Here is a 23,284-nt window from a genome sequence, read left to right as displayed (position 1 = left end):
TGCTCGATAAACGCGCGTAAAATTCCGAACAATACCTGAGAAAAAAAATCATTCGTTTCCGGAACGTGCGTGTTCCGCAGAGCTAAGGAGACTGCAGATGAGCGTCGCAGCAAGAATGTCGAACCCAGTTTCGCATCAAGATGACTTACATACATTAAGAGAAGAGATCAAAGCTCTTCACCGAGTTCAAGCAGTCATCGAATTCAATCTCGATGGGACAATCCTAACAGCGAATGAAAATTTCTTAAAAGGCTTAGGATATTCTTTGGATGAAATTCAATCCAAGCATCATGCGATGTTTTGTGATCCTGAATACGCTGCCAGTCTTGAGTATAAAAAATTTTGGAGCACTTTAGCTGCCGGGGAATTTGTAGCAGGTGAGTTTAAACGTTTCGCTAAGGGCGGCCGAGAGATTTGGATCAACGCATCTTACAATCCAATTTTCAATGAAGACGGGCAACCTTATAAAGTCGTGAAGTTTGCAACAGACGTCACGGCGGCGAAACTTGCAACAGCTGAATACGAAGGCAAAGTGCAGGCTATCAACAAGGCTCAAGCGGTGATCGAATTCAATCTGGATGGAACTATCATCAATGCCAATGAAAATTTTCTTAAAACTCTTGGCTATGGGATCAATGAGATCCAAGGCAAACATCACCGTATGTTCTGCGAAGGCGAATACGGTGGAAGCGCTGAGTACGAGAACTTCTGGAAAAAACTCAATCGCGGAGAATTCGATTCAGGACGCTACCTGCGCGTGGGCGCTGGCGGAAAACGCATTTGGATTCAAGCGACCTACAATCCAATTATGGATATGAACGGTAAACCCTATAAAGTCGTAAAATTTGCGTCTGACATCACAGCGCAAGTTGAACTTGAACAAGCAGTAAAACGTAAAGCTGAAGAAGACCAAATGAAAGTCGATCAATTACTAGCTACGGTCAGCAAAGCCTCTGAAGGTGACTTGACTTGCGAAGTAACGGTTTCAGGTAATGATGCTATTGGGCAACTTGCTCACGGTATCAAGCGTATGATGACAGATTTGCGCTCTGTGATCTCGAAAGTTGTGCATTCAGCAAATAACTTTGGTGATTCTTCAAAATCTATCGCCGAACAATCGAACTCCGTAGCCTCTGGCGCACAAAGTTTGGGAGCAACAGTGGAAGAAATGAACGCTTCGATTGAAGAGTTCACGGCTTCAATTGCTTCAATTGCCGACAATACGAAAAAAGCCAATGAGCTTGCGAAAGTAACGCAAAAAGAGGCCGAGCTAGGAAATCAAGCCATTGCAAAATCAATCGAGGCGATGGAGCTTATCAATAAATCATCTGAAGATATCAGTGAGATCATTAAAGTGATCAGCGAAATTGCGAGCCAAACAAATCTTTTGGCGTTCAATGCGGCAATCGAAGCCGCTCGCGCCGGCGAGCATGGTTTGGGATTCTCAGTTGTTGCCGATGAGGTTCGTAAACTTGCGGAACGCTCATCTCAAGCAACTAAAGAAATTTCTAAACTGATCAATGAATCTGTGAAACGTGTCGAGCAAGGCAGCTCGATTTCAAAACAAGCAGGGGAAGCATTCGGTAAGATTGTTGCGGGAATTGAGAAAACAACTCAATCAATTTCTGAAGTCACGGTGGCAGCCGAAGAGCAGTCTGATGCTGCAAAAGGTGTGAGCGCCGCGATTCAGCATATTGCAACTGAATCCGAGAAATCAGCACAAGCATCTGAGAGCATCGCAGGTTCGACTCGCGGTCTGGTGAATGAGGCCGAAGAGCTAAATAAAACTGTGTCAAAATTTGTGGTTTAATAAATGGGTGAAGCATCTAGAAAACTAGAGGGAGCAACTCTTCAGAGTTTGCTCTCTTTAGTAAAGACACATACGGGTATTACGATGGAAGAGCGCAAAAGCACTCTTTTGTCGGGTCGTATCGGACGCCGCCTTCGCGTTCTTGGTTTGGAAACTCCAGAGCAATATCTAGAGTATTTGCAAAATACTTCTGAAGAAACTCAAGAATTTGTGAATGTCGTGACGACGAATGAAACGGTTTTTTTTCGCACGCCAATTGTCTGGAATTATTTTATCAACGAGTTTTTGCCGGAGTGGAACAGTAAGAATCCGGGGGCGACTCTTAGAATTTGGTCAGCCGCCTCATCCTCAGGTGAAGAAGCCTGCACCATTGCGATGAGCTGTGAGGAGTTTAAAGTTCAAAATGCTCAATTCCGCTATCGTATCTACGGTTCTGACATATCCACGGAAGTTTTAGAAAAAGCCAAGTCGGGGATCTATCGTGGACGTTCCATGGACGAGTTCAAAATTAAATTTCCAGAGCGTTATGCTAAGTTCTTTGAAACACAATCGGATGGTTCGGCTAAACTACAATCAGCGTTGCTGAACAATATTGAGTACTCGACACACAATTTACATCGTCGAGCGCCGAAGTCTGAGTTTTACGATATAGTATTTTTGCGAAATGTTTTGATTTATTTTAACGACGTCGATCAAGAGTTGGTTCTCCAAAATATTTATGGATCTGTTAAAAAAAATGGCATTTTGATTCTGGGAGAGTCGGAATCTCTTTCACGCTTCAAGGCGTCTTTTAATTTTGTACAACCCTTAATCTATAAAAAGGGATGATCATGAATCAAATCGAGCACCACGTCAGAATTGGCCAGATTAAAACCGCGGATGCGGGCGAGGTTTTGAAAACCGTTCTGGGCTCTTGCGTGGGCATTGCTTTGATTTGGCGTCGCCACGGAAAATTTGCTCTGGCCCACTGTTTGTTGCCTGAGCCATTAGCGGCGGAAAGAACTCAGGAAGCTCGCTATGTCACACAAGCGATTCCTCGCATGCTCGAAATACTGGGAGTCAGTAAAGAGGACATTTCAGAACTGGAAGCAATCGTTGCCGGTGGCGGACAGATGATGGATGTCGAAAAACCATACGTGAAATATATCGTAGGCACTGAAAACCTGCGAGTTGCTAAGCAAATTTTAGAGACTCTGAAGATTAAGATCATCGCATTTGAACCCGGCGGAGAACAGGGGACAAAAATGCGATTGGATACGAGTACGGGCGATTTTACTGTGGAACGTATTCCGCGCGCTGCTTAGGAAGGTTTATGAAAACGTCACATCTGCAAATGTTTGCCTCTTTCCGTTTGGGAACAACTGAACTCGCAATTCCTATCTCTTCTTTGCAGGAAGTAGTTAATTATCCCGAAAAAATCACACTCGTTCCACTAGCTCCTCAATATCTGACTGGTCTTTTTAATTTGCGGGGTGTGGTCAGCCCGATCGTAGATATGGCAAATCTATTGGATGTGCCAGGAGATGCGTTAACCGAAAATAAAAAAGTGGCTGTAGTTTGCTTGGAGCATGTTCGCATCGGACTTCTTTTTGATGCGACCTCTGAAATCCTCAATGTCCAACCTAGTGATATTTCATGGTTTGATGAAACGGCTCCTGGCAATAAATCTGTGATCCGGGGAGTTTTAAAACTCAACGGCGGAGACCGAATCATCGAGATCATTGATCCGATGTCATTGGTGAAAGTCGAAAATATCCCACAAATCCTTGAGCAAACCCGAGACAGTCACGTGGAAGTGGCTCGTAAGAAATCCAAACGCTCGCAATGTATTACTTTTCGTTCGGGTGAGTTGGAGTTCGGACTTGAGATCGCCTCCATCAGTGAAATCATTCGAGTGCCCGAAATTAAAAAAAGTGTATTGGCTGTCGATTACTGCATCGGCATGGTGAACTTACGCGGAACAATTATTCCGATTCTCGATTTTAAAAAGTTTCTAAAAATCGAGGACAAAGGCGGAGTCGACGCAGACATGCAGAGAATTGTGATTCTCAAGCTTGAGAAGGTGCATGTAGGATTTTTGGTGGATGCGGTCGATAGCATTGTCACATTCTACGAAGATGACATCTTACCGATTCCGATGTTTAAGCAAGAAAAGATTGAAATGATGAAGGGACTTCTTTGTCACAACAATCGCAGCAATGTCTTGCTTTTAAAACCAAACAAAATGCTTTCCCATCATGAAGTTTTAGAAATCACCAAAGGCCACGAGAGCCTTTACGGGAAAAAAGACGCCACGGTTCAAGAGACTCAGCAACGTGCCAGCGAGAGAAAGCCCTATCTTTCTTTTAAACTCGAATATCCACTTTCAACTCGTTTGGGATCAGTTGATGAAATCGCCAAAATGAGTGAAGACTTGATTCGTCCTCCTGGATACCCAGAATATGTTTTAGGGATGCTCAATATGCGTGGCCAAGTTGTGATGGTGGTCGACCTTCGTACTTTTTATGGTATGAAGCCTATGGCAGATCGTCAGAACTCGCGCATTTTAATCGTCAAAGGCCAGCAGTCGAAATTTGGTTTGGTGGTTGATGAAGTTGAATCGATTAGCACTTTAGATGAATCTAAAAAAGTTAAAATGCCAAGCATGCTCACGGCGGGAGCAGCCACAGTTCTTCAAGGCGATATGAAAGATGTCGTTGAGATGACCGATATGTCGGGCAATAAGAAAACCATGATGATTTTTGAGGTCGCTGACTTCATTCGCAAAATCGAAGCTCAAACGACCGAAAACTCTGTCGCCTAGGCCCTCAGCTTAGGTGATATGTCTTTGAAATATCTGCGGAAATGACAATGTCCGAAAATGGCTAGTTTTAGGTCATTAAAAGGCCTATGATGGCCTCGATGACCAAGGCTGATATTTTCTATGAAGCAATGCGAACACGCGATGCCCGATTTGACGGGAAGTTCTTTGTGGCGGTTAAAACCACTGGAATCTATTGTCGTCCTATTTGCCCTGCCAAGCCCAAAAGAGAAAACGTCGAATTCTTCGCAAGCCCTCACGAGGCCGAGAAGGCAGGGTATCGTCCTTGCCTCAGATGTCGTCCGGAGAGCGCACCCAGGTCGCCAGCTTGGATTGGGAAATCAGCTGTTGTGCAAAGGGCGGTCAAGGTCTTGAATTCTCGAGACAGCTTGGAATTTGATGAAGATCAATTCGCCGGTCTTTTTGGAGTGAGTGCGCGGCATTTGCGTCGCCTTTTTGTTGAAGAGATAGGAAAAACGCCCAAGCAGTTGCAAATTGAAAATCGCTTGAATCTGGCTAGAAAACTCATTGTCGAAACTCCGATGCCTATCACCGAAATCGCATTCGCGGCAGGCTTTGATTCGATTCGACGCTTCAACGATGCTTTTAAAGAACGCTTTAAAAAAGCTCCGCGCGACATTCGTCGCAATAAAACGGAAAAAGGGGAGGGGCTTAAGATCACTCTCTCATATCGGCCTCCCTTTGACTTTGAAGGTCTGATGAAATCTTACTTCAACCACAGGATGGGAAATTTAGAATGGTTTGAAGCAGGAAAAATGCACCGAGTGGTATCCCTCGGGAATCAAGTGGGCCAAGTGAGCATCTCAAACCTGGCGGAAAAATCGGCTCTCTTGGTAGAGATTAATTTTCCTGACACCTCACAGGTCCACGCCATAATTTCGCGTGTGAGAAATCTTTTTGATTTGGATTCAGATCCAGTGATTGTGGCCAACTGCCTTGAGACCAACAAAGAATTGAAAAGCATCTTAAAGAAGTTCCCAGGCATTCGTTTGCCTTCGGGGTGGGATCCGTTTGAAACAGCGATCGCCACCATTCTTGGACAGTTGGTCAGTGTCGAAAGGGGAAGAGCCCTCGTACATGATCTTATTGAACTAGCGGGATCTGATTCTGGATTTAAAGTGGATGGACGTGCGGTTAAATTATTTCCGACGCCGCAAGAAATCGTCTCGGCTGACTTGACGACACTGAAGACCACGGGAATGCGCAAACAAACTTTGGTCGCATTTTCTCAAGCAGTTTACGCTAATGAAATTTCTCTGGATCCCACCCAAGACGTGGATGAGTTTCTTAAAAAAATTCAGAAGGTCAAAGGCATTGGGTTGTGGACAGCTCAATACATGGCCTTAAAAGTTTTGCGTCACACGGATACATTTCCTGCGAGCGATTTGATCTTGGCACGGGCCCTTGAGCTTCATCCTGAAGCCGCTCTGGAAAAGCTAAGTCCTTGGCGTGGATATGCAGCGGCTCTTTTGTGGCGAAACTACACAGGCCAGCTCAAAAAAATTCCTGCAAACAGAAAGAAGAAAAAATAATGGAACTAGTACAATTTAAAATGGAATCCGTTATCGGACCGCTGTACTTGGTGGCGAGCGATAAAAAGTTACGCGGGATATTTTGGAAAAAACAAAATGTTCCCAATGGAAAAAACAAAATTATCGAATGGGCAGAGGCCGAACTGAATGAATATTTCCAAGGGTCACGTTATCACTTCACGGTACCTCTAGAACCGATCGGAACTGAATTTCAAATGCGCGTTTGGAAGAAGCTGCAAGCCATTCCCTATGGTAAAACCATTTCTTATAAAGAGCTGGCGTGCGAAGTTGAAAACTCCAAGGCGTCTCGGGCGGTGGGCACCGCGAACGGGCGAAATCCTTTGTCGATTATGATCCCTTGTCATCGCGTGATTTCTTCTGATGGAACCCTCGGTGGATATGCGGGCGGACTGCCTATTAAACAGCATCTGCTCCGTCTTGAATCTGAGGTAAAATCAAAGCTTTAAGCTCGGTCTTGCGCCCCAAAAACGGCCTCTGTCTAAAGACTCAACAAGCATTTTAAGTCAGCTGCCATTCATATGCTTTCGGATGGCCCCTGAAATTGCATAGCCTCATCGAGGTTCCTTTTTTGAATCTCGGGAGTGTTTGTGAAAAGGTCTTCGATTTTATCGATTTTTTTGGCGCTCAGTATGGGTTCGACGGCCTGGTCACAGCCTCAAGAGCTGAATTTTATCGATCAAGGTATCTACGAAGAAACATTAGAAAGCTGCTCTCAGTTTAAATTTATGGGAGACCACCTGAAGTCTTTCCTGATTTCGGCGGGACAAGGATTCACTCTCATCAAGGAATCCATTGCTCCTTCTGATGAACTTCAACGTGAAGTCGAACAGCTGATTCGTCACAAGGGGATAAGTCCGTATCTTTACGAGCGTTTGAATTCGGAGGGCTTTATGCAAGCCTTGCGCGAGTGCTTTCCAGACTCGGAAGCAAAACGTAATTTCTATGTCGGCAGTATGATGGTGAGTGATTCAGCAGGTCGTTTACCGGCAGCATTGGTTTTATATATCACTTCTAAAATTTCTGCTAAAGGCGTCGGCGCCGTATTTGCGTATTCAAAAACAGCCGGTGTTTTGACAGTCGGAACACTGACTTTGGCGAGTTCTGTTTCCGTCTACAAGGAAGTAAAAAAGCGCTACAACGTTATTTCAGAAAAGGTCGAAGCTGATCTGGCTGTGCTAGGCGAAATGTCACGCGCTCCAGTAGAGCTTCAGCTTGAACAGGCAGATATCATTCTGCGCGAAACTATTTCAGCCCTCGAAGTCCGTTTGCGAACTGAAGCAAACGCTGATCTTCGCGAGCAAATTCAAAACGATATTCAAACATTAAAAAGCTCATTAGGTAAAAAAGGATAATTTATGAAAAGAAAGCAATTAGCAGCGGGTCTACTTTCGATCCTCACGATTCAAACTTCTGTACAAAGTGCATTTGCTCAATCAGCAACCATCACAAATGATGTAAGCCTTCAATGTGGTTTGGACAGCACATCTTTGTTGGCTGTGAATAAAACTTTAGATATCGCAGTCAAAGAACTCAAAGACGTTGAAGACGGCCGAGCACTGAATGTGGGTGCCGCAACAGCTCTGACTGTAGCAGCCGCTTTGGTCACGCTTTCTGTGGGACAGGACAGCGGACTTAAGGCAGCTCTTATTCCAGCAGGAGTGACGGCAGCAGCTGCGGGATTAGGTGCGTACAACTTCCAAGTGGATAGCAAAAAAGTTTCTGAATACCAAGCCGCTATTGCGAATTTACGCAGCATCGTTGAGCAATCTAAGAAATTGGAAGACAGCGGTGCTTGTCGTGTCGCTACGACGGGCAGTCGCGCCGAGAAGATCCAGGCAATGATTCAATCTTTAACGGAACTACGTGGTTCATTGATTGAAATGAGCGGCGAGCTTGATAAAGCTCTGAAAACCAACGGCACGCGCGGTGCAACTTTGTCGGCAGTGGGTGTGACATTGGCGGCAGCGGGCCTTTTGATGCTCGTAAATTCAAAAACAATCCCTATTCACAATACGCTTTTTGTATTCGGTGCGGGTACCATCTTAGGTGGTGCAGGGAGCGTTTATAGTGCCGCTTATAATACAATTTTCTCGAATGAAGTTCCGAAACTAACAGCAGATCTTCGTCACCAAGTTGAGTTGATTGATGCAAAAAGAGCTGCCCTCGCTCAAGCACTTGTAATAGAATCCAAGTACTAATGAGGTAAGCTGTGGCCATTGATTCTACGAAGTTGATTGAAGGATTTGCATTTGAAATTACATCAGGCGATTTTAAAGTTCGCACGGATGTGACGGAAAAACTGGGCGGTCAAAACAGCGCTCCAGATCCACATGATTACCTACAGGTGGCACTGGCGGCATGCACAGCCATCACTGTGCAAATGTATGCAAAACGCAAAGGTATTCCTCTTGAGTACACGGACGTGAAAATAGAAATCACGGCCGAAGGTGCTTCTAATGAGATCGACCGCCAGCTGAAGTTTGTCGGTGACTTAACGGAAGAACAAAAGCAAATGCTTTTCAATATCGCAGAAAAATGCCCTATCCATAAGTTCATTTCTGCGGGAGCAAAAATCAACTCCCGCCTTGTGTAAATAAGATGAAACTAAGTCGGTTGATGGAACAGCATCAGAAATTCAAGGACCAAGGCTTGAAAGAAAGCTTTGGTGATGGATATTTGATGGTTCACAATCGTGTTTACAAAAACGTCCGTCTGGCTGCGATCGATGCGGGCTATCGCTTTAGTCACGAGCGCAATGAAGCTTATGAAACTTTCCCTCTCTTGCAGCTTGATAAATTACTGCAAACCAAAGTTTTACCTTATTCGCAGAACGTGGTTGCTTTTGAATCCATGACGGCCAAAGAACTCGATATTCTGACTTGGGATGATCTGGACGGTAATCTTAAGAAGAATTTCGTTTTTCATGAAGCGACACATGCGGTGGTTCGAAGTTTGGCGGAAAAGTTTCTTCCTTCGCAAAAGTTGGAAGGAAGTGTCGAGGGCCAACGCCTTTTTGCCCTGCGCATGTTGCTAGAAGAATCCTGTGCGAACACCTGTGAACTGATGGGTGTGCTGGACACCGGTGATGCAATTCATAAATCCTTCTACGAGTTGAACTCCTACGTCTGTGAGTTTGAAAACCGCACACATTTAAAAAATGCAGTAGAGGAGTTTGGCTCAAAGACCGTGTTCCATTGGATGATACTTTCCTATTTGCATGCAAATTTCTTAAGGGAACGTATTAGTGATTCTGAGTTCTCAGGTATGTTAAGAGCTGTGGGTCTTGAGACTGCTGATGCGAAGAAGCTTAAAAACTTGCGTGGTATTAGCAAAATCGCCTTTAACTTAAGTGAACGTTTCCGATACCAGACAACAGATTTTCATCTGCGTCTGGCCGGAGTCAATATTCCGACGGAAGATCTTTTTGATTTCGATTTCCTCGCAGTTCTAATAAGCATCAAAGGTATTGAAAGCTTTTTTAAAGAACTTATGAAGCTCGCTCCCTAAAGGGGCTCGTCGGCAAATGCTTTAGTTCTGATGAATTGAAACGCCTTTCCAGTTCACGCCGATATCGTCCCAGCGGAAACCGTTTCGGTCTTCCCATCTTGCAATTTCCTCAAGATAAATATCATGATGAAACGCTCTGAGAACTGCCGTTGCTTTGGTAAAGTAAGAAAATGCAATAGCGTGAGGTTCACAGAATCCGTATTGATTTTCTTCCATGAGTAATTCGAAAATATCTGCCGGTACAGCCTTCTTGAATTCATGGAAGTCTGCATGCTGTTCTCGTTTGTCTTTATCTGAGAGAACCCGACGGACGAGATTGCATCGCTCGAAGTCCCAACCTGTGTAATGAGCTATGATTCGCAAAATGTCTTCGTGATAGATAATCACACCAAAGTTACCAGCCAGTGACTTTTGTAACTCGGGAGCAAGCGCTGGATGGACAAATGGCTGCTCTTTCGCAAGACGATAGCGTTCGATTCTGTCGAGCATGCCTTGGCAGTTGGGGCGCCACAGAGCCGTGATATTTACGATGTCTCGGAAGCTCACGATTTTTTGATTGCGAAGATATTCTGCCATTTTTGCTGAGCCTTCATAACCCGGGATAAAGTTTTCCCACTTCATAATCAAAGCGTCTGGAGAAAAATCGAACTGAAATATCTTTTCGATATCGCCTTTTCGAAAGAGTGACAAAATCTCTGGAGAGTCGTCAGGAATTTCCCGATATGGAATGGCTTTGCCAAGACGGGCATCCACATTGTTCATAATATCAAGCAAGGGCATTTTAAAAGCCTGAATTTGCCCGTACTTAAGTTTCGCAGTGGTTTCTCTGCAAAAATCAACAAACTCCTGACCTCTTTCGTATTCAACGTCGATATGAATATTCGGAGCCTGAGTTAATAGACGCTCTGGCACGAGGCCGTGTTGAGTGGGATCAAAATCATTTAATCCCAAAGCATACAGCACCAAGCTCGCCGATGAGCTGCCGCGCGAGGGACCTAGCCGAAGTTTTTTTTGCTTCGCTAAATCAATGCATTTCATGAGGGCCACGACAAATTCTCTTTGCTCGGGAGTTCTCAATAATTGATCGCGCTTTAAGTAATTTAGATGAGTCGGGGAAAGTGTACCGTGTTTGGTTTTCAAATTCTCCAAAACTTCTTCGTGAATAGCTTCCATATATTCTTTCCTTTCTGTTTCATTGATCGATTTTCCGGAATCGATTTTTTGCGAAACGGAAAGGAGGTTTTTTAGTTTTGTGTGACGTTCGCGCAGCGCCAAGATCTCAGTATCGACTTCATCGAGTTTTCGCTGCAAGCTTTGCGCAAAGCCGCTTTGAGAAACTTGAAGGATGGTTTTGATCTCTTCTAAACTAAATCCCAAATCCTGCAGGTCTTTGATCTTTTTCACCCTGTCGACAAGGTGAGTGCCATAATAGCGATAGTTATTCTCTCCACGAGAGCCCGAATCGATGAGTCCGATGGATTCATAATAGCGGAGCGTGCGTGCAGAGACGTTAGCTAGTTTCGCAAGATGGCTGATTGAAAGCATGAAGGAGTCCTTTCCGTTCACTCCACCATAGGGTTTGACGTAACGGCAAGGTCAAGACCGTGAGCTGCAATTTAAGAGAGGCCCTGCTGCGGCATGTTGGTTTTGCGTCGCAGGAAGTAAATGATCAGAATGAATATAATGATTCCTGCGGAGATTGTGTAAACCTGGGACTCAAAATGAAAAATAAAAATGACCGACATGGCAAGAGCCATAAAAGGGAGTACCGGCCAACCTGCGATGTTCACTGGCACTTGAAAGGGACGCTTGAGTTGAGGCTGCGTTCTTCGTAAATAAATAACTGCGAAATTAATTACAATAAAAACTATTATTGTAACCAGCGACGAAATACTCGCGACGAGCTCAATTCTTTCTAGCAATAAAAATCCACACGATAACAAAAAGATAAAAATAGAGGCCAGCCACGGCGTTTGTCGTTTCGGTAAAATCTTTTGAAAAACCGCTGAGAGATCTCGGCCACGCGACATGCCCAGCAAAATACGACTGCCAGCAAGGAGGGCGATCATCACCGTATTTCCTGTCGCAAAAAGAGCAATCCCACCCAGTGCACTTGCCATTTTCGGTGATTCTTTAGAGACGGCGGCACTCAGAACTGCAGAAGACTTTCCTAATTCTTGCGGGCTCATAAGCGCCAAAGCGGCGAGGCCTACGAAAATATACACGACGGTGGTAAAAACAATGCTGATAATAATGGCGCGAGGAATATTTCGACTCGGATCTTTTGCTTCCTCAGCGAGATTCACCATGTTCTCAAATCCCAGGTACGCGAAAAAAATCAAACTCGCCCCCGAGACCACTGTCCAGTTCAGGGGGGAGGAAAGAACTTCACCAAACTCTGGCTTTTGCAAACCAATATAAATAAAAATAAGCAACCCGATAGTTTCTATCGACGTAAATAGGATATTCATCCACGCCGCTTCTCGAACGCCTAAAATATTAATAAGTGTAAAAAGCAAAAGAAGACCCGCTGCCACCCAGAAGTGCGGAATATTGAGAAAATGATCCAGATATCCGGCAAAGGAAAGTGCCACAGTGGCTGACGTCGCAACCGCCGCAAAAACCATCAGGGTTCCACATAAAAAAGACAAAAAACGAAAGTTTGGAAAAATATTTTTGAGGTAAACATATTCTGCGCCTGCTTTGGGATACAATGTTGCTAACTCCGCATAGGAGAGGGCGGTGAGAAGTGCACTGATCCCCGCAATGATAAAACTCAGCCAGAGTCCCGCTCCGGCAACGCCTGCGGCTTTACCAATAATTGAATAGATTCCGGCGCCCAGAATCATTCCCGTGGCATAGTAGGTTAGCTGAACCAAACCCAACGATTTTTTTAAGCCTTTTGTATTCTCCACTGACGTCATTTTCTTTTGTGTTCCTCGAAATCACCAGAGAGAATTGCTCTCAATGCGAGATTGCAGACTGGTGGCGCATCCGTTGACACAACTTCTTAAAGCAATTGAGGCCCTGGTCCCTTTTTCGCAAGCTTGTCGTCAGGATTGCGAAGTGGGCAGTCCTTCATCGATAAGCATCCGCACCCAATACAACTATTGAGTTGTGTCTTGAGCTTCGTCAATAATTCAATTTGTTCATCCAAGTGCGTCTGCCATTTTTTTGCTAGGCGATTCCAATCGGCGTTGGATGGTTGATGATCCGTTGGTAACTCAGCAAAAGTGTCTTTGATTTTTTCAAGCGAAAATCCCAAACGCTGCGCCACCTTGATCAAAGAAATCACGCGCAAAACTCCGCGGGGATAACGTCTTTGATTTCCTGAATTGCGTTCACTCGCAATCAAACCTTTTTCTTCATAAAAATGCAGAGCCGACACGGCAACACCGGCGCGCGCTGCAACTTCCCCAACGGAAAGAGTGCTTTTAACGGCTTCTGATTCGTTATTGGACTTTTTCATAAATGCCTTGACCTCAAGTTAACTTGAGATATTAGACTGCCTCCAAAGAATAGACAAGGAGCTTTCGAAATGAGTTTTGCTTTCTATAAAACCTTCCACTTGGCCAGTATCTTCGCTCTTTTTATGAGCTTTGGTTTAATTGTACTGGCTTGCACATTTGCGACAACTGTCGGGCGTTATAAGAAGTTTGCATTTGCTCTGCACGGAACTTCTTGGCTCCTAGTTTTTGCCAGCGCGTTTGGTTTGGTGGAAATGATGGGACTTGGAGAGAACTTCCCGGCTTGGGCCCACGCCAAAACGGGCATCTGGTTCTTACTCGGAGCTTCCGCATTCTTAATTAAATTTCGACCTAAATGGGTCTTGTTTCATATCAGTTTAACTTGGGCGCTAGGACTAGCGGCCATTTGGTTTGTCGTTTACAAACCAGTTTTTTAATAGGAGTGAATTATGAATTTTGAATTACCAGCTCTTCCTTATGCTAAAGATGCATTAGTTCCTTATATGTCCGTTGAAACTTTGGACTATCACTATGGAAAACATCATAAAGCTTACGTCGACAATTTGAACAAGCTTGTACCAGGAACAGAGTTTGAAGGCATGCCACTGGAAGAAATCATCAAACGATCTTCGGGTGGTGTATTTAACAATGCAGCTCAAATTTGGAATCACACATTTTTTTGGAATTGTCTTTCTCCAAACGGCGGCGGCACTCCACCAGCAAAACTAGCGGAAGCCTTAACTAAAAACTTTGGTTCGGTTGAAAAATTTCAAGAACTCTTTACTGAAGCAAGTATCAAACACTTTGCTTCAGGCTGGGCGTGGTTGGTAAAAAAATCTGATGGTTCCCTTGCGATTACCAGCACGAGCAATGCGCAAACACCGCTCACGGAAGCGGGAATCACGCCATTGATGACTTGTGATGTGTGGGAGCACGCTTATTATATCGACCACAGAAATCGTCGGGCCGACTTTTTGGCGGCGTTCTGGAAAATCGTCAATTGGAAATTTGTCGAAGAAAATCTTGGTAAATAGATTTCGACGGATTACCATAAATCCTAAATGACGACTGAAAATACGGTGCTCTATAAAAATATTGTGATTTTGACCGGGGCGGGGATTTCTGCTGAAAGTGGAATCCGCACGTTTCGTGACCAAGATGGTTTATGGGAAGAGCACCGTATTGAGGATGTCGCAACACCGGATGCCTTTAGAAGAGACCCGGCCTTAGTTCAAAGGTTCTATAATCTCAGACGTGCGCAACTGCGCGATCCCAGTGTTCAACCCAATGCCGCACACATGGCACTGGCTGAGCTGGAAAAACATTGGGAAGGTCAGTTTCTTCTTGTGACCCAAAATGTTGATAATTTGCATCGCCGTGCAGGGAGCAAAAATCTTTTGCACATGCATGGAAAGCTCGATCAGGTATTTTGTTTGAATTGTGATGAGCATTTCACGTGGGTTGACGATTGGGATCTCGAAGCTCCTTGCCCGAGTTGTGGCAAAGTCGGTTCGGTCAGGCCCGACATCGTGTGGTTCGGCGAAATGCCTTACTTCTCTGACGAGATCTATGCAGCGCTTGAAAAGGCCGATTTCTTCGTTTCTATTGGTACTAGCGGCAACGTCTATCCTGCGGCTGGGTTTGTCCAGCTCGCCTGGAAGGCTCATAAGATAGAAGTGAATTTAAAGGACACCGAAATATCGCGAGCATTTTCTGAGCACTTCATCGGCCCGGCCTCCGTCGAAGTTCCAAGGCTGGTTCAGGCGTTTCTAGAAGTGAACAAAGAATAGACATTCGTGAAGCGTCTACAATCTGAGGGATAAGAAGGTCGTTCCCTTCGCGACTTTCTGATAGAACTAGCCCCTATGGAAAATGTCGCTCGTATTGTTACAATTTGTTTGGTTTCTTCAGTCCTGTTTGCCTGCAGTTATCCTCTCGGAGAGCTTGGGCTCATCAAATCCAGTAAAGAAGTGAAAGTTTTTGATCTGAAAGCATTTTCTGATAAGAAAATTGATTTTGCTTTGGTGAAATCAGTTCCTCTGCGCACGTGCTTAGAATGTCATACCAGCGGTTCACGATCTATGGATACGGCTGATAAAGTTTTAAAATTGCAGAACGATATTCTGGAGTCGATCCACAAGGGCTCCATGCCACCTAAATCAAGTGGCTACAGCGCTCTTAACGACTGTGAGAAAAAGATCTTGGAAACTTGGATTGAAGATCAAGTCCGTGGTCGCGCGGCTGCGATGCTTGTAAAGGACATTCCAGCATGTGCTGGTGCCAAAGCTCCTGAGGTAAAACCTAAAACAGATTTCAAAAACTTAGAGTTGAGTTTTGAAAATCTTAAAAAAGAAATCCTCGCACCCAAATGTCTGAGCTGCCATGCTTCAGACTCTCCAGGTTATCAATATGCTTTGGATGATCTGCAAAGAATGAAAGACAACGAACTTATTTTGGCGACAGCTGATGAGAGCTTACTTTATCAAGTCACCGTTCCGGGACGAGTGAAATACTTTATGCCACCAAAAAATAAAGGCATTCCTCCGCTCACAGCTGACGAGCAAGACTATCTCAAACGTTGGATCGAAGCGGGCGCTAACGAGTAGGCCCGCTAAAGCAAACGAATCGTATATTGTGCAACATCCGAATGGTCGATTTTGGTTGATGTGCTTCGATATTGAAACGGTGTGGTGCGCTCAAAATTTTGCATTTGCAAAGTCATCAATTCACGATTTCCTTGGAGAATTTTTAGTTCGAAACGTGTTCCTGTCAGAGAGACGTTCATATGCGGAACGGTACAATAAATCACAGTTGAACCTTGGGCACCGTTGATCCATGGTCCCACTTGGTCACGCCAGGGTGCTGGTTGATATTCAAAGTTTGGAAAACGAGACGGATCTCGCTGCGCAATCCAGTTGCGCTGTTCTTTCGAGAGAGCAGGGATCTGGCAGCTCGTGCCAGCAGGAACTCCATCGGCAATCAGATCAATGGCGAAGTCTTGGCGGTGATCAAGCCATAGAATTTTTTGACCCGCGACTGTTTTAAAACGATGGAAGATTTTATTAAATTCTGAAATAAGAGACTCCGTGGCCGTTTCAGAAAAAAGCAAACGAGTCAAAGCGCGCGCTTTGCGCGAGTCTGTGGCATCATAGAGTCTGCGATCTAGCTTATAAAGTGTTTCATGAACCCACAGAGCTGCGACATCCGTCGGACTTAACGCAGATAAAATCTCTCCGTCGATTTTTAAAGTTTCAGAAGCAGAATCATAAAGAGCCAGTTGCTCGTACTGACAATTCTTTAAGGTGAGCTCCGGAAGGGCATCGTCGGTCAATGGCAAGCCAACGCGTGGATTTTTTAGTATCCTCGTGCGGTCTTGAATTTCTTTAAGAGTACGGCGGATTTCGTATTGAACGCCCGGACTTTCATTTAAGCGTTTCAGAGCCTTTTCTAGCTGCAGCTCGGAGATTTCTGTCGAGCGCGGAATTTCCTCGCCCCAACTTTCTGCTTCAAAGAGATCCAAAAGATAGGCCTCGGTGATTTGTTTTGATTGTGAATCACGGCAAACCACTGAGATACCACCATTGCCCACGACCCGCGGTCCCGCAAAGGCCATCGAAGCAAATACGGAAATAAGAAATGTTAGAAAAAATTTAATCACACGATTCCTTTTGAAAATCTAAACGGAAAAATTGGAGTGAAAATTGGTAGACGGAATTTTTCGCTTTTTCCTTCGAATAAAACTTATCGGCAAACTGACGTTGAAAGTGGCGAATTTCTTGTTGCGCTTCATTCAATCGATCCGCATCGAATGACAAGGTCATATTCAGAAACTCGCGATGCAAAACCGATTGCTGTTGTAAGGCCTCTCCAGCTTTTTGCAGCATCTGACGGTGATGAAGTTTAATCGAATCAGAAGGGACGTTATAAGTCGTTTCAGATTCGTTAATGACGGGAGTGTAGCGTCCATTTTGCATTTTAATCACGTTCAGTGACACCAGTTTTTCCAAAGCCCCTTCAACTTGAGGCAGAGGCAGACTGAGACGTTTGGCAATCCAATCAGTCGTGTGTTGGCAGTCGTTCAGCTCAAGAACTTCCAAGATGGCATTAAAGTACCACTCTGAAATCGGATGAAAATCTTCCGAAGTCATTTTCTTCACATTCCAATCACTCGGTGCCAAGGTATTGAGAAGTTCGCGTGCCTGCTGGCGAGATGCAGGGCTGCGTGAGTGATGTGCTTGCACGCTTAAAATAAAATACTGACGCTCCTGATGTGAAAGCTGCAAAGTCGTCGCTAAAGCTTGAGCTTTTTTGAGTGAAATGCCTTTTTTACGAGCGAGAACTTCTGACAACCAAGAGGCCGACACTCCCAAGTCCCGCGCAAAACTACGCAGAGAATAGTGAGAGTTTTTTTGCACACGTCGGTCGAACTCTTGATTTAAAAAGTTGAAATAAAAATTTTCCGCCATGATGAAAGAAATCCTAGGATAGTGGTTAGGGGTTGGCTATTGAATTTTGACCAAGAACATAAAATTATTCAGCGCGCTTTAAAAATATAAACGGCTCCTGCACGATTGACGGAATTATCGGAGCTCGCGCCCGGCCCGTTTGTGACGGTGTTTTGATTGCTGCTTTCAAACGGAGTTCCCACCACAGCGGTTCCATTTCCAAGCACCGAGCTAAAACCAAAATAGTCATTGGCATCAGCGTTGCTGGCTTTCAGATAAGCAGTTTGCGACCATGTCGAGTTTTTTCGTTTAAAAGTGTAACAAGCTCCCGAGTTTATTGACGATGTATCCGTACTTGCCAGAGGATCATTCCAGACTTTGCGTTGATTACTCGATTCTCCCGGTGCACAGGCCAGAACTGTGTCTCCGCTCACCGCAACACTGTATCCAAACATCGCGTATGCTGTTGTGTTGCTAGGCTTGAGATAAGCTTCTTGTGCCCAGCTGCTACCAGTTCTTTTAAAAATATAAACAGCCCCTGAGGATTCAGAAGAGTTATTGGAACTGGCGGTGCTGCCATTGGTGATCGTATTTTGATTGCTGTCTTCTTGATGAGCACCGACGACGAGAGTGTCAGCATTAATATCAACCGAAAATCCAAACGTGTCGTTAGCACCGACGTTGGGTGCTTTGATATAGGCCTCTTGTGCCCAGGTAGAACCACTTCGTTTAAAAACATAAACCGCGCCAGATTCAGCGAAAGAGTCGTCTGCTGAGGCTGTGGTTCCGTTGGTAATCGTACTTTGATTGCTATCTTCTTTCTGCACGCCAACGACTAGAGTGTCTCCGCTTAACGCCAGCGCTGTTCCACCAAATTCATCATTAGCTCCTGCATTTGGAGCTTTGATGTAGGCTTCTTGCACCCACGCAGTTCCAGTACGTTTATAGATGTAGACAGCGCCACTTTTGGTTAAAGAATTATCAGCGCTTGCTGTCGTTCCATTGGTGATCGTTACTTGACTGCTGCTTTCAAGAGGAGCACTCACGGCAAGTGTATCTCCATCAAGAGCGACTTTGGTGCCGAAATAGTCACCAGGATCTGCATTGGAAGCTTTGATATAGGCCTCTTGCGCCCAGCTTGTTCCAGTTCGCTTGTAAACGTAAACAGCTCCGGTCGTATACGCCGAATTGTCTGCACTTGCAGTTGCGCCATTGGTGATGGTTTTAAGATTGCTACTTTCCGAGTTGGCGCCCACAACCAAAGTGTCTCCGCTTAATGCAATCGTGGCTCCGAACCAGTCTCCAGCATTTGCGTTGACAGCCTTGATGTATGCTTCTTGTGACCAGTTGCTGCCGGTGCGTTTATAGACATAAACAGCTCCTGCATCGCTTGCAGAATTATCAGCTGATGCTGTTGTTCCATTGGTGATTGAGGTTTGATTGCTATCCTCAAGAGAAGCGCCCATAGCAACAGTGTCTCCACTCAGTGCCAATGCATAGGCAGCCTGGTCCACGGCATCGGGATTGGGGGCCTTTAAAAAGGCTTGCGGATACCACCAGCCCGGGCGAACGTGACTGACACGAAATCCACTAAAGCCAGTCAGGATAGCAGTCGGCACTGCAACGCCTAACAGTCTTAAAGTTTTTCGATAGGTCCAGAAATTCATACGAGCCCCGCCGTATCTAAATTATCTCTTTATACTGTTGAGGCGCAAAGTTACGAGCGGGGCTAGGATTCCAAAGTGTTCTCTGAGGTCTGAACAGCGAACAGAGTAAGAACAAAACGTCTGTGATGATACATATTCGATTCATCATTCCTATCGGCGATGATCGAATCCTAAGGAGTTCCTATGCATCCGTGGCATGAAGTCGATATTGGCGAGAAATCACCTCAAATTGTAAACGCGATAATAGAAATTCCGAAATTCTCGAAAACCAAATTTGAGATCGACAAAAAATCAGGATTGTTGAAGGTCGACCGCGTGCTTTATAGCTCTGTTCATTATCCCGCGAACTACGGATTTATTCCGCAAACTTATTGTGATGATAAAGATCCGTTGGATATTTTGGTGCTGGGGCAGGCCGAGGTTCATCCGATTTCAATTATGCGCGCGCGCCCCATTGGCTACATGCGAATGGTCGATCAGGGAGAAGGGGATGATAAAGTCATCGCTGTGCATGAGGATGATCCGGAGATGGCGCATATTCATTCCATTCAAGACGTCGCACCTCACATGCTGAAAGAGATCCGAAATTTTTTCGAAGTCTATAAAGAACTCGAAGGTAAAAACGTTGAAGTACAAGGCTTCTTCGATAAAAAAGAAGCTCTGCAAGTTATTCAGGAGTCCATTACTCTTTACAGTAAACACAAAGCAGAACTTAGAACTAAATAGGCCTTTTGATGTCTTTCTGTTTTCATTTTCGGAAACGTTCGACGTTGCCAAGCGGTGTGGGAGCAGTAAACTGTAATGAATAGAGGCTTTTTTGTTGACCCATTGAATGAATAATAAAAAGATTCAAGCGGTTTAAAAGGAGCTATCTCTATGTTTCAATTTTCCGTTCTGATTTTTTCTGTTTTGATGTCAGTGTCTGCCTTTGCCGCAAACCTATGTAATGAAGGCCGCGCCCCGAATTTTCCTTACCCAGCTCGCAAAGCGGCCACGGCCATTCTCGAAAAGCACGAGCAAGGGTTCTCAGTTCCTCACGCCGATTATTCAGGAACAGGTTATTGTTATAAAGCCCCTAAAGCCGAGGGTGTTTCAATGGAAGAAAGCTTTGCACATGTGGGTCGCTTCCGTGGAACAGCTGAAGCAGCGTACTTGTTAAAGCAAGGTGGTTTGCACACAGTGGTTCATCGTGGGTGGGTGGCTTATGTTGGCGACAACGAATGTCCACTGGTCATCGCTGAAGACAATCAACAAGCGCAAGCCCAACTAGTCGCTGGAATCAATCAGCAAGGTGATATTCGCCTGATCCCAGGCGGGCTTGGATGGAGCCTCGTGGTTCCGAGCATTTCCACTTATATCATTTGTTATTTTCCAATTCGCTAATACAAAGTCCACTGCTGGGGCACAACGACCCAGCTGGTTTTTCGCAGCCTTCCGGCTTTCGGGACTCGACGTTTTTTTTCGTTCTTGAGTTAATAAGATGTGCAATCGGAAGGAGATGACTATGCGATCTTCAACTCTAATTCTAGTCCTGGCAGCGGCCGTGGGAGCGATTACTTGGATTGAAACGTCCCGAAAAAAGAAGGGGCCTTCTAAAATAAAATCAAAGCCTCATAAATACAGTGAGGAAGAGGTCGATGAGAGCCTAGATGAGTCTTTTCCCGCCAGCGATGCCCCTGCTTGGAGTTCAAACACCGGATCGGGCGGAATGCCTCATTGAGCACCGCTTGTAATATAAGCGTGAAAAATGTACCCGGGATAAGGCTTAGGGAACGCTAACTAGGCCTCGGATCCCTAGGGTCTGTTATTTACCACTTTATAGGCCGAAATTGTTTTGGTATGTCAGGCCCATGGATGCAAACTCGAAGTTTCCTGACCTAGCTGAATTTCTTCAGAGAAAAATTGCCGAAATCCGCAGTCGTAAGACTCGGCCGGTAAGCATTCGTTCCTTGGCTGCCAAATCTGGGATGTCACCGGGACGATTTACTGATTTGATTTATGGTCGCCGCGCCCTGAGCGAATTTTACGCCGAAAAACTGATCGTCGGACTTAAACTAGAGCGTAAAGACCAAGTCGAACTTCAAGCTCTTATCTCGACGGCATCACGTAAAGAAAAACCTCGTCGTCTGCTCACTGAAGAAGAACTCTCTGTTGTGACAGGATGGGAGAATTTTGCAATTCTCAATCTTCTCAAGACCACGGATTTTGAATCCACTGCACAAAAAATTTCTGAGCGCTTGGCGATTGGTGAAGAGCGCACAACGCAATGTCTGAACATCCTCACAAATCTCGGTCTGGTAAAGCTTCATAATGGACATTACGAAAGAACATCAGGTTTTTTGACCACATCTTACGAAATTCCAAGTCAGGCGCTTAAAAACGCCCATGAACAAGTTCTTTTGAAAGCTATCGACGTTTTGAAAACCACGCAACCAGAACACCGTCACTACAGCTCCCTCACTCTGGCAGTGGATGCTAAAAAACTGGATGTCGCTAAAAAAATGATCGATGAATTCCGCAAGAAGTTCACACGTCAATTCGAGCTGGGTAACAAATCTGAAGTTTACAATCTGAGTGTTCAATTTTTCCCATTCACTGCTGTTAATGAGGCTGCTGATGTTTAAAGTCGTTTTGGTTCTTTCTATCCTTGTGATGTCATTTCAGACTTTCGCTCGTGGCGGAGATGAACTTTTAAACGGTGGCGATGGTTTGGTTTGTGCCTATGGGGAAGTTAAAACATATGAACTTCTCGATTTGCATGAAGGCACTTTGATATATGGATTGTCTTATGAAAGTGCGGCGAGTGTAGAGAATGCACTCAACCGCGTTTTTACCTATTTGAGAAAGAAAGACAACGCGCGTTCTTGCCTTTACAGCCGATGGCTTCGAACTTTTTGGGATGAATCAAGATTGATCTATTCGGCGTTTCCGAATATTCGCGATGAGGGGTACCATACAGTTCACCCTAATTGCTGGGTGGAACAGGTTGCAATCCGTACGTTCCGCGCTCTTCCGAGCAACACGCGCTATCTTATCAGTGGCAAGATTTATAATAAAATGAGCAACCTAGACAAGGCCGCTCTTATTATGCACGAACTCGTGTATCGTGAAGCACGTTTGGCAGATCGAAAAAACTTTTCGAATTCCCAGCATATTCGTAAATATGTTGCGTACCTTTTTTCCAAATCAATGCGCGATGGCAGTCAAGAGCAGTACGATCAAGTGGTTGAAAGTGTCGGATTGCCAACATCAGAGAAGTACTGCGATCCAATGAACAAAGTTTATAAAACGCCCTAGATTTTTTTAATAATCATTTCTTTCGGCAAGCGGAAACGCTCGCCCCAAAGTCCGCGCAAATCTTTTTCGCCGACAGAAACGACCATCACGATACGTGCGCGCCAACCAAGGCCGAGAATTTTTTTAACTCGGCTTTCATCAAATCCTTCCATAGGACAAGTATCGAAACCTTGAGCGCTGATTGCGAGCATAAAGTTTTCAGCGGCAAGAGCTGTTGATTTAATGGCAATTTCTTCGATATCGCGAGAAGACCAGGGCTTGCGCATGATCGGACGGAATAACCCTAAAATATTGAACATCAGCCATTTAAAAGGCGCCAGAAATCTCCATGAGTATACGAGCGGCATCAGCTTTGTATAGTACTTGGTCATCATGGGATGGGGATTGTCGCCTAAATGTTCGAGAATTGCTTTTTGCGAAATTTTCCAAACTGAAGGATCTGCGACAAAGACCACAAGTTCTTGTGCGGTACGAGCGGCGCCTTGATTCAAGCAGGCTTCTGCCATTTTCTTTTTGGTTTCAGAATTATTCACCCAATAAATGCGCCAGGTTTGCATATTCGAAGAATTGGGGGCTAACAAGGCTGCATCCAGAGCTTTGTCCATTACAGACTCTGGAACAGGTGTCTCTTTGTACTTACGAATACTGCGTCGGGCGGAAACGGCTGCGAAAAAATCCATGCATTATCATTGAGTGGATTTTGAGAACGGTCAAGCC

At 45.0% G+C, this 23,284-nt stretch carries 26 protein-coding genes; 19 read left to right on the top strand and 7 right to left on the bottom strand.

Translation table 11 applies throughout. The features are described from left to right. Positions 1-97 precede the first annotated feature (97 nt). The 10 genes from ACLWOR_RS02120 (at position 98) to ACLWOR_RS02075 (ending at position 9,691) form a co-directional block, all read left to right on the top strand. Positions 98-1,810, top strand: coding sequence for a methyl-accepting chemotaxis protein (locus tag ACLWOR_RS02120; RefSeq protein ID WP_413939015.1), 1,713 nt, complete (start codon positions 98-100; stop codon positions 1,808-1,810). 3 nt (positions 1,811-1,813) lie between these two features. After that, entirely contained in the window at positions 1,814-2,638 is an 825-nt protein-coding gene (locus tag ACLWOR_RS02115; protein WP_413939014.1) for a CheR family methyltransferase, read from the top strand. Positions 2,639-2,640: 2 nt separating this feature from the next. Next, positions 2,641-3,114 carry a chemotaxis protein CheD gene (locus ACLWOR_RS02110; protein ID WP_413939013.1) on the top strand — a complete coding sequence of 158 codons (474 nt, stop codon included), beginning with the start codon at positions 2,641-2,643 and terminating at the stop codon, positions 3,112-3,114. A gap of 8 nt (positions 3,115-3,122) precedes the next feature. After that, a complete protein-coding gene (locus ACLWOR_RS02105) occupies positions 3,123-4,613 on the top strand; it encodes a chemotaxis protein CheW (RefSeq protein ID WP_413939012.1) in 1,491 nt (496 codons plus the stop codon). Between the two features lie 86 nt (positions 4,614-4,699). Continuing rightward, complete coding sequence (locus tag ACLWOR_RS02100) at positions 4,700-6,163, top strand: DNA-3-methyladenine glycosylase 2 family protein (protein ID WP_413939011.1); 1,464 nt, start codon at positions 4,700-4,702, stop codon at positions 6,161-6,163. Further along, positions 6,163-6,630 (top strand): methylated-DNA--[protein]-cysteine S-methyltransferase, encoded by a 468-nt coding sequence (locus tag ACLWOR_RS02095; RefSeq protein WP_413939010.1) that lies wholly within the window; start codon positions 6,163-6,165, stop codon positions 6,628-6,630. The genes ACLWOR_RS02100 and ACLWOR_RS02095 overlap by 1 nt, the downstream gene beginning before the upstream one ends. A gap of 141 nt (positions 6,631-6,771) precedes the next feature. Further along, positions 6,772-7,536: a hypothetical protein gene (locus ACLWOR_RS02090; RefSeq protein WP_413939009.1), complete on the top strand. Its 765-nt coding sequence runs from the start codon at positions 6,772-6,774 to the stop codon at positions 7,534-7,536. A gap of 3 nt (positions 7,537-7,539) precedes the next feature. Next, positions 7,540-8,382, top strand: a complete 843-nt coding sequence (locus ACLWOR_RS02085; protein WP_413939008.1) for a hypothetical protein — start codon at positions 7,540-7,542, stop codon at positions 8,380-8,382. An 11-nt stretch (positions 8,383-8,393) separates the two neighbouring features. Then, positions 8,394-8,777 carry an OsmC family protein gene (locus ACLWOR_RS02080; RefSeq protein ID WP_413939007.1) on the top strand — a complete coding sequence of 128 codons (384 nt, stop codon included), beginning with the start codon at positions 8,394-8,396 and terminating at the stop codon, positions 8,775-8,777. Between the two features lie 5 nt (positions 8,778-8,782). Next, the gene (locus ACLWOR_RS02075; protein WP_413939006.1) at positions 8,783-9,691 is read left to right on the top strand and encodes a hypothetical protein; all 909 of its coding nucleotides are present in this window, start codon (positions 8,783-8,785) and stop codon (positions 9,689-9,691) included. Between the two features lie 21 nt (positions 9,692-9,712). Here ACLWOR_RS02075 and ACLWOR_RS02070 read toward each other — a convergent pair whose 3' ends face one another. From ACLWOR_RS02070 to soxR, 3 genes are all read right to left on the bottom strand, one after another. After that, a complete protein-coding gene (locus ACLWOR_RS02070) occupies positions 9,713-11,236 on the bottom strand; it encodes a MerR family transcriptional regulator (protein WP_413939005.1) in 1,524 nt (507 codons plus the stop codon). Positions 11,237-11,307: 71 nt separating this feature from the next. Next, a complete protein-coding gene (locus ACLWOR_RS02065) occupies positions 11,308-12,606 on the bottom strand; it encodes an APC family permease (RefSeq protein WP_413939004.1) in 1,299 nt (432 codons plus the stop codon). 95 nt (positions 12,607-12,701) lie between these two features. Beyond that, entirely contained in the window at positions 12,702-13,160 is a 459-nt protein-coding gene (gene soxR, locus ACLWOR_RS02060) for a redox-sensitive transcriptional activator SoxR (RefSeq protein ID WP_413939003.1), read from the bottom strand. A 69-nt stretch (positions 13,161-13,229) separates the two neighbouring features. On the opposite strand from soxR, the gene ACLWOR_RS02055 reads away from it, so the two are divergent. From ACLWOR_RS02055 to ACLWOR_RS02040, 4 genes are all read left to right on the top strand, one after another. Beyond that, positions 13,230-13,595: a hypothetical protein gene (locus tag ACLWOR_RS02055; protein ID WP_413939002.1), complete on the top strand. Its 366-nt coding sequence runs from the start codon at positions 13,230-13,232 to the stop codon at positions 13,593-13,595. Between the two features lie 12 nt (positions 13,596-13,607). Further along, the gene (locus tag ACLWOR_RS02050) at positions 13,608-14,192 is read left to right on the top strand and encodes a superoxide dismutase (RefSeq protein ID WP_413939001.1); all 585 of its coding nucleotides are present in this window, start codon (positions 13,608-13,610) and stop codon (positions 14,190-14,192) included. Between the two features lie 27 nt (positions 14,193-14,219). Then, positions 14,220-14,948, top strand: coding sequence for an NAD-dependent deacylase (locus tag ACLWOR_RS02045; RefSeq protein ID WP_413939000.1), 729 nt, complete (start codon positions 14,220-14,222; stop codon positions 14,946-14,948). A 75-nt stretch (positions 14,949-15,023) separates the two neighbouring features. Next, entirely contained in the window at positions 15,024-15,764 is a 741-nt protein-coding gene (locus tag ACLWOR_RS02040) for a hypothetical protein (protein ID WP_413938999.1), read from the top strand. 5 nt (positions 15,765-15,769) lie between these two features. Here the strand turns inward: ACLWOR_RS02040 and ACLWOR_RS02035 are convergent, their stop codons facing one another. The 3 genes from ACLWOR_RS02035 to ACLWOR_RS02025 all read right to left on the bottom strand — a co-directional run bounded on the left by ACLWOR_RS02035 (position 15,770) and on the right by ACLWOR_RS02025 (position 19,270). Continuing rightward, positions 15,770-16,816 (bottom strand): hypothetical protein, encoded by a 1,047-nt coding sequence (locus ACLWOR_RS02035; protein ID WP_413938998.1) that lies wholly within the window; start codon positions 16,814-16,816, stop codon positions 15,770-15,772. Continuing rightward, positions 16,809-17,624: a TIGR02147 family protein gene (locus ACLWOR_RS02030; protein ID WP_413938997.1), complete on the bottom strand. Its 816-nt coding sequence runs from the start codon at positions 17,622-17,624 to the stop codon at positions 16,809-16,811. The genes ACLWOR_RS02035 and ACLWOR_RS02030 overlap by 8 nt, the downstream gene beginning before the upstream one ends. A 68-nt stretch (positions 17,625-17,692) precedes the next feature. Continuing rightward, positions 17,693-19,270: an FG-GAP repeat protein gene (locus ACLWOR_RS02025; protein ID WP_413938996.1), complete on the bottom strand. Its 1,578-nt coding sequence runs from the start codon at positions 19,268-19,270 to the stop codon at positions 17,693-17,695. A gap of 183 nt (positions 19,271-19,453) precedes the next feature. Between ACLWOR_RS02025 and ACLWOR_RS02020 the strand changes: the two genes are divergently transcribed. The 5 genes from ACLWOR_RS02020 to ACLWOR_RS02000 all read left to right on the top strand — a co-directional run bounded on the left by ACLWOR_RS02020 (position 19,454) and on the right by ACLWOR_RS02000 (position 22,567). Further along, positions 19,454-19,996 (top strand): inorganic diphosphatase, encoded by a 543-nt coding sequence (locus ACLWOR_RS02020; protein WP_413938995.1) that lies wholly within the window; start codon positions 19,454-19,456, stop codon positions 19,994-19,996. Between the two features lie 150 nt (positions 19,997-20,146). Beyond that, positions 20,147-20,653 carry a hypothetical protein gene (locus tag ACLWOR_RS02015; protein ID WP_413938994.1) on the top strand — a complete coding sequence of 169 codons (507 nt, stop codon included), beginning with the start codon at positions 20,147-20,149 and terminating at the stop codon, positions 20,651-20,653. A 121-nt stretch (positions 20,654-20,774) separates the two neighbouring features. Beyond that, complete coding sequence (locus tag ACLWOR_RS02010) at positions 20,775-20,990, top strand: hypothetical protein (RefSeq protein WP_413938993.1); 216 nt, start codon at positions 20,775-20,777, stop codon at positions 20,988-20,990. A gap of 130 nt (positions 20,991-21,120) precedes the next feature. After that, the gene (locus ACLWOR_RS02005) at positions 21,121-21,894 is read left to right on the top strand and encodes a DUF4423 domain-containing protein (RefSeq protein ID WP_413938992.1); all 774 of its coding nucleotides are present in this window, start codon (positions 21,121-21,123) and stop codon (positions 21,892-21,894) included. After that, complete coding sequence (locus tag ACLWOR_RS02000; protein ID WP_413938991.1) at positions 21,887-22,567, top strand: hypothetical protein; 681 nt, start codon at positions 21,887-21,889, stop codon at positions 22,565-22,567. Before ACLWOR_RS02005 ends, ACLWOR_RS02000 begins: the two co-directional genes overlap by 8 nt. Here the strand turns inward: ACLWOR_RS02000 and ACLWOR_RS01995 are convergent. Then, on the bottom strand, positions 22,564-23,247 hold the full coding sequence (locus ACLWOR_RS01995; protein ID WP_413938990.1) for a nitroreductase family protein: 684 nt from the start codon (positions 23,245-23,247) through the stop codon (positions 22,564-22,566). The two genes, ACLWOR_RS02000 and ACLWOR_RS01995, sit on opposite strands and share 4 nt — an antisense overlap. Positions 23,248-23,284 lie beyond the last annotated feature (37 nt).

Source organism: Bdellovibrio sp. HCB2-146 (assembly GCF_047345725.1).
Lineage (GTDB): Bacteria > Bdellovibrionota > Bdellovibrionia > Bdellovibrionales > Bdellovibrionaceae > Bdellovibrio.
The sequence above is the reverse complement of the archived record's forward strand: the minus strand, read 5'-3'. Positions and strand labels throughout refer to the sequence as shown.

What these genes read in the sequence shown, in the direction of transcription:
- ACLWOR_RS02120 (WP_413939015.1), top strand. Translation starts at nt 98, where the DNA reads ATGAGCGTCGCAGCAAGAATGTCGAACCCAGTTTCGCATCAAGATGAC.
- ACLWOR_RS02115 (WP_413939014.1), top strand. Translation starts at nt 1,814, where the DNA reads ATGGGTGAAGCATCTAGAAAACTAGAGGGAGCAACTCTTCAGAGTTTG.
- ACLWOR_RS02110 (WP_413939013.1), top strand. Translation starts at nt 2,641, where the DNA reads ATGAATCAAATCGAGCACCACGTCAGAATTGGCCAGATTAAAACCGCG.
- ACLWOR_RS02105 (WP_413939012.1), top strand. Translation starts at nt 3,123, where the DNA reads ATGAAAACGTCACATCTGCAAATGTTTGCCTCTTTCCGTTTGGGAACA.
- ACLWOR_RS02100 (WP_413939011.1), top strand. Translation starts at nt 4,700, where the DNA reads ATGATGGCCTCGATGACCAAGGCTGATATTTTCTATGAAGCAATGCGA.
- ACLWOR_RS02095 (WP_413939010.1), top strand. Translation starts at nt 6,163, where the DNA reads ATGGAACTAGTACAATTTAAAATGGAATCCGTTATCGGACCGCTGTAC.
- ACLWOR_RS02085 (WP_413939008.1), top strand. Translation starts at nt 7,540, where the DNA reads ATGAAAAGAAAGCAATTAGCAGCGGGTCTACTTTCGATCCTCACGATT.
- ACLWOR_RS02075 (WP_413939006.1), top strand. Translation starts at nt 8,783, where the DNA reads ATGAAACTAAGTCGGTTGATGGAACAGCATCAGAAATTCAAGGACCAA.
- ACLWOR_RS02070 (WP_413939005.1), bottom strand. Translation starts at nt 11,236, where the DNA reads ATGCTTTCAATCAGCCATCTTGCGAAACTAGCTAACGTCTCTGCACGC.
- soxR (WP_413939003.1), bottom strand. Translation starts at nt 13,160, where the DNA reads ATGAAAAAGTCCAATAACGAATCAGAAGCCGTTAAAAGCACTCTTTCC.
- ACLWOR_RS02055 (WP_413939002.1), top strand. Translation starts at nt 13,230, where the DNA reads ATGAGTTTTGCTTTCTATAAAACCTTCCACTTGGCCAGTATCTTCGCT.
- ACLWOR_RS02050 (WP_413939001.1), top strand. Translation starts at nt 13,608, where the DNA reads ATGAATTTTGAATTACCAGCTCTTCCTTATGCTAAAGATGCATTAGTT.
- ACLWOR_RS02045 (WP_413939000.1), top strand. Translation starts at nt 14,220, where the DNA reads ATGACGACTGAAAATACGGTGCTCTATAAAAATATTGTGATTTTGACC.
- ACLWOR_RS02040 (WP_413938999.1), top strand. Translation starts at nt 15,024, where the DNA reads ATGGAAAATGTCGCTCGTATTGTTACAATTTGTTTGGTTTCTTCAGTC.
- ACLWOR_RS02030 (WP_413938997.1), bottom strand. Translation starts at nt 17,624, where the DNA reads ATGGCGGAAAATTTTTATTTCAACTTTTTAAATCAAGAGTTCGACCGA.
- ACLWOR_RS02025 (WP_413938996.1), bottom strand. Translation starts at nt 19,270, where the DNA reads ATGAATTTCTGGACCTATCGAAAAACTTTAAGACTGTTAGGCGTTGCA.
- ACLWOR_RS02020 (WP_413938995.1), top strand. Translation starts at nt 19,454, where the DNA reads ATGCATCCGTGGCATGAAGTCGATATTGGCGAGAAATCACCTCAAATT.
- ACLWOR_RS02015 (WP_413938994.1), top strand. Translation starts at nt 20,147, where the DNA reads ATGTTTCAATTTTCCGTTCTGATTTTTTCTGTTTTGATGTCAGTGTCT.
- ACLWOR_RS02010 (WP_413938993.1), top strand. Translation starts at nt 20,775, where the DNA reads ATGCGATCTTCAACTCTAATTCTAGTCCTGGCAGCGGCCGTGGGAGCG.
- ACLWOR_RS02005 (WP_413938992.1), top strand. Translation starts at nt 21,121, where the DNA reads ATGGATGCAAACTCGAAGTTTCCTGACCTAGCTGAATTTCTTCAGAGA.
- ACLWOR_RS02000 (WP_413938991.1), top strand. Translation starts at nt 21,887, where the DNA reads ATGTTTAAAGTCGTTTTGGTTCTTTCTATCCTTGTGATGTCATTTCAG.
- ACLWOR_RS01995 (WP_413938990.1), bottom strand. Translation starts at nt 23,247, where the DNA reads ATGGATTTTTTCGCAGCCGTTTCCGCCCGACGCAGTATTCGTAAGTAC.